Origin of the sequence: Herminiimonas fonticola (genome assembly GCF_040395855.1) — a bacterium.
Taxonomy (GTDB): Bacteria; Pseudomonadota; Gammaproteobacteria; order Burkholderiales; family Burkholderiaceae_D; genus Oxalicibacterium; species Oxalicibacterium fonticola_A.
On sequence record NZ_JBEBPO010000136.1, the window covers coordinates 1 to 4,597 of the forward strand.

Consider the following 4,597-nt stretch of genomic DNA (forward strand, 5'->3'; position numbering starts at 1 on the left):
TTATTCATCAAGCCGGCACGATATGATCCTCGCCCGGCGCACCGAACAATTGCTCTTTCAATATCCGCAATTGATCGCGCACTTGCGCTGCTTTTTCGAATTCCAGATTTTTGGCGTGGCCCAGCATTTGTTTTTCCAAACGCTTGATTTCCTTGCTGACCTGCTTCTCGCTCATCGCTTCATACTTCGCATGTTCCTGCGCCGCATTGAACTCTTCGCGCGCGTCCTGCTGGCTGTAGACGCCATCGATCAATTCGCGGATATGTTTCTTGATACCGACCGGCGTAATGTTATTTGCCGTGTTGAATGCGATCTGCTTGGCACGACGGCGTTCGGTCTCATCAATGGCCCTCCGCATCGAGTCGGTGATCTTGTCGCCATACAGAATTGCCATACCGGTCAGATTACGCGCCGCGCGACCGATGGTTTGAATCAGGCTGCGCTCGGAACGCAGGAAGCCTTCCTTGTCCGCATCCAGAATCGCCACCAATGAAACTTCCGGCAGATCCAACCCCTCGCGCAGCAGGTTAATTCCGACCAGCACATCGAAAGTGCCAAGGCGCAGATCACGAATGATTTCCACCCGCTCGACAGTATCGATATCGCTATGCAGGTAACGCACCTTGATGCCGTTATCACTGAGAAATTCTGTCAACTGTTCGGCCATGCGCTTGGTCAGCGTGGTCACCAGCACACGTTCATTCTTCTTCACGCGGTCGGTGATTTCCGACATCAGATCATCGACCTGGCTGGATGCCGGACGCACGCTGATCAATGGATCGACCAAACCGGTTGGACGCACCACCTGTTCGACCACCTGATCGGCATGCGTGTTTTCGTAATCGGCCGGCGTCGCCGAGACGAACACCATTTGCCGCATCTTGCCCTCGAACTCGTCAAAACGTAGCGGCCGATTATCCAGCGCCGACGGCAGGCGGAATCCGTAATCAACCAGATTGGTTTTGCGTGCCCTGTCGCCGTTGTACATACCGTTGAGTTGCCCCATCAGCACATGCGATTCATCCATGAACATCAAGGCATCCTGCGGCAGGTAATCAACCAGCGTCGGCGGCGGATCGCCTGCCTTGGCACCACTCAGATGGCGCGAATAGTTTTCAATGCCTTTGGTAAAACCGATTTCCTGCATCATTTCCAGATCGAAGCGCGTACGCTGCTCCAGGCGCTGCTCTTCAATCAGCTTGTTTTCCTTGCGGAAAAATTCCAGGCGATCGCGCAATTCGTCCTTGATGGTTTCGATCGCGCGCAACACCGTGGCGCGCGGCGTCACGTAATGCGAGCCGGGATAAACCGTAAAACGTGGAATCTTTTGTTTGACGCGGCCAGTCAGCGGATCAAACAGCTGCAGGCTTTCAATTTCGTCATCAAACATTTCCAGACGGATTGCCAGTTCGGCATGTTCCGCCGGGAAAATATCGATGGTATCGCCACGTACACGGAAAGTACCGCGGCCGAAATCGACTTCATTGCGCGTGTATTGCATCGCGATCAAACGTGCAATCACATCGCGCTGGCTGACCTTGTCCTTGGCGCGCAAGGTCAGAATCATCTGATGGTATTCGCTCGGGTTACCAATACCGTAAATGGCCGATACCGTTGCAATGATCACCACATCGCGCCGTTCCATCAGCGATTTGGTGCAGGACAAACGCATCTGTTCGATATGTTCGTTGATCGAGGAATCTTTCTCAATGAACAAGTCGCGCTGCGGAACGTAGGCTTCCGGCTGGTAATAATCGTAGTAACTGACGAAATATTCCACCGCATTTTGCGGGAAAAACTCGCGGAATTCGCTGTAAAGCTGGGCTGCCAGTGTCTTGTTCGGTGCAAAAACAATGGCCGGCCGGCCCATACGGGCGATCACGTTGGCAACCGTATAAGTCTTGCCCGAGCCGGTTACACCCAGCAAGGTCTGATAAAACAAGCCATCATCGATGCCCTCCACCAGTTTCGCAATCGCAGTCGGCTGATCGCCGGCCGGAGGAAACGGCTGGTAAAGACGAAACGGGGAATTCGGGAAGGTGACGATTTTCGATTCATCAAGGGAATCAGCAACTTGGGATAAATCAGTCATTTATTTCAATCCGACCTTTGGTAAAATAGTGAGTCGCATTTTCCGCAAGGCTTATGGTCTTGCGCTCTATACAACCCCACTGCAAAACGACCGTTTGCAGCTAACTTTTGATGTTATCACGATGAACGCACCTATTCCTGCTTCGCTCCTCAACGCCATTGAAATGGCGCCCCGTGACCCGATTCTTGGCATTACCGAGGCGTTTAACGCCGACAAGAATCCAAATAAGATCAATCTTGGCGTCGGCGTTTACAACGACGACAACGGCAAATTGCCACTGCTCGAATGCGTACGCAAAGCCGAAGCGCAATTGATGGAAAAGCTGTCGCCACGCGGCTACCTGCCTATCGACGGCCTGGCTGCATACGATAAGGCAGTGCAGGAACTCGTATTTGGTGCCGATAGCTCGGTAGTCAAGGACAAACGTGCAGTGACCGCGCAGGCAATCGGCGGCACCGGCGCATTGAAACTCGGCGCAGACTTCCTCAAGCGTTTCGCACCAAACGCACAAGTCTATATCAGCGATCCAAGCTGGGAAAACCACCGTGCGCTGTTTGAATCGGCCGGCTTCACCGTCAACAACTATCCGTACTACGACGCAGCAACCCGCGGCGTAAATTTTGCCGGCATGCTGGACACGCTCAAATCGATTCCTAGCGGCTCGATCGTTCTGCTGCACGCTTGCTGCCACAACCCAACCGGCGCAGATCTGAGCGACGCACAATGGCTGGAAGTGCTGAACGTTGTAACGACACGCGGCTTGATTCCATTCCTCGACATGGCTTATCAGGGCTTTGGCGACGGCATCGAATCCGACGGCAAAGTGGTACGTCAGTTCGCCGAAGCAGGCGGCCCTGTTTTCGTTTCCAATTCTTTCTCCAAATCGTTCTCGCTGTACGGCGAACGCGTTGGCGCATTGAGCATCGTTTCCAGCAACGCAGAAGAAGCAGCACGCGTCCTGTCGCAATTGAAGCGCGTCATCCGCACCAACTACTCCAACCCACCAATTCACGGCGGTCAAGTCGTCGCAACCGCTCTGGCAACACCTGAGTTGCGCGCATTGTGGGAAGAAGAACTGGCAGCGATGCGCGTACGCATCCGCGAAATGCGTCAAGCATTTGTGCAGAAGCTGAAAGAACAGGCACCTGGCCACAACTTCGATTTCGTTATCGAACAGCGCGGCATGTTCTCGTACTCCGGCCTGACCAAACCACAAGTGGATCGTCTGCGCGATGAGTTCTCGATTTATGCTGTCGACACTGGCCGCATCTGCGTTGCAGCGCTGAACACAAAAAACATCGATTACGTCATTGCGGCAATCGCGAAAGTTCTTTAATATTCGCCTGCGGTAAATTTCTGCGATCACGGTCAAACGGAACAAAGAAATTTATCGCACAAGCTTTGACAAGCGAGTAAGAAACATCTTATAATCTCGCTTCTGTTCCCTGATAGCTCAGTTGGTAGAGCGACGGACTGTTAATCCGCAGGTCCCTGGTTCGAGTCCAGGTCGGGGAGCCACAGAATATAAAAGCCTCACGTGAAAACGTGGGGCTTTTTCTATTTCCGAACGTGACTAAAACGTGACAGTAGCAACACGTTATCGCCGCCCCTACTTTCTTCTATCCTCGACGCTGCAGCGTGTAGATGTTCCGTTGCATATTTCGCGTATCGATCCACCATAATGCGCGACTTCCAGCCGCCTAAATCTTTCAGCTCATCGACTGACGTTCCCGCCTGCCTATGCCATGACGCCCAAGTATGTCGGAGATCATGGAATCTGAAATCTGTCAGCCCTGCTTTCTTTAACGCGTTATGCCAAGCGGTATTCGTTACATCCCATCCAATAGGCATCCCACGATAAGTAAAACATGACTGCGGATGCTGGCCGACTTGCTCTTGCAAGACCACAACGGCATCGTGATTCAATGGGACACCTCGCGGCGTGCCATTTTTGGTTTGATTCAGCCAAGCGGTATGCCTAGCCAGATCAACCCGGTTCCACTCCAATCCAGTGATCTCTCTTGCACGCAAACCGGTTGCCAACGCAAAGCGAACGAGTGCAGCTAAATGTGGCGGACAAACTTGAATCAGCCCATCGGCTTCTTCACGCGTCAACCAGCGGTCACGTTCGACCTCACCAGACAACATGCGGATTTTAGGGAATGAGTCTATCCATTGCCATTCGTCCCTTGCCATGTGCAGCAAGTTACGCACGAGCGCTAGATAACGATTCACCGTTGCGGGCTTATTACCCCGCTTCAGCTCACCTTGTGCAATCGACCACACCACATCTCCGGTAATCTGGTTCAGAGTGAGGCGACCGACATAAGGATCGAGCTGACGACAAATCCTTTGTACATCCCGAAAGCTCCGCAGACTTGCTTTCAGTTCGAGATACCGGACAACGGCTTCTTGCCAAGATCGCTCGGGCTTAATTCCGAAATGGGCTGCGCGGTAGGCGTCAAGCGTGAGCTTGGCGAGGTAGGCTTCAGCTTCTTCCCGGCT

The 4,597-nt window shown here is 53.0% G+C and carries 3 protein-coding genes and 1 tRNA gene; 2 read left to right on the plus strand and 2 right to left on the minus strand.

Annotation, left to right across the window (positions count from 1 at the left end; genetic code table 11):
- Nucleotides 1-7 precede the first annotated feature (7 nt).
- On the minus strand, nucleotides 8-2,092 hold the full coding sequence (gene uvrB, locus ABWP27_RS12305) for an excinuclease ABC subunit UvrB (protein ID WP_353157268.1): 2,085 nt from the start codon (nucleotides 2,090-2,092) through the stop codon (nucleotides 8-10).
- A 121-nt stretch (nucleotides 2,093-2,213) separates the two neighbouring features.
- Between uvrB and ABWP27_RS12310 the strand changes: the two genes are divergently transcribed.
- Together ABWP27_RS12310 and ABWP27_RS12315 are read left to right on the plus strand one after the other, a co-directional pair.
- Nucleotides 2,214-3,428, plus strand: a complete 1,215-nt coding sequence (locus tag ABWP27_RS12310) for an amino acid aminotransferase (RefSeq protein ID WP_353157270.1) — start codon at nucleotides 2,214-2,216, stop codon at nucleotides 3,426-3,428.
- Between the two features lie 106 nt (nucleotides 3,429-3,534).
- Nucleotides 3,535-3,610 (plus strand) — tRNA-Asn (locus tag ABWP27_RS12315).
- 39 nt (nucleotides 3,611-3,649) lie between these two features.
- Here ABWP27_RS12315 and ABWP27_RS12320 read toward each other — a convergent pair.
- Nucleotides 3,650-4,597: tyrosine-type recombinase/integrase (locus tag ABWP27_RS12320; RefSeq protein ID WP_353157272.1), on the minus strand; the 948-nt coding region annotated here is incomplete at its 5' end.

Excerpts from the sequence above, each read along its gene's own strand:
- uvrB (WP_353157268.1), bottom strand. The coding sequence starts at position 2,092 with ATGACTGATTTATCCCAAGTTGCTGATTCCCTTGATGAATCGAAAATC.
- ABWP27_RS12310 (WP_353157270.1), top strand. The coding sequence starts at position 2,214 with ATGAACGCACCTATTCCTGCTTCGCTCCTCAACGCCATTGAAATGGCG.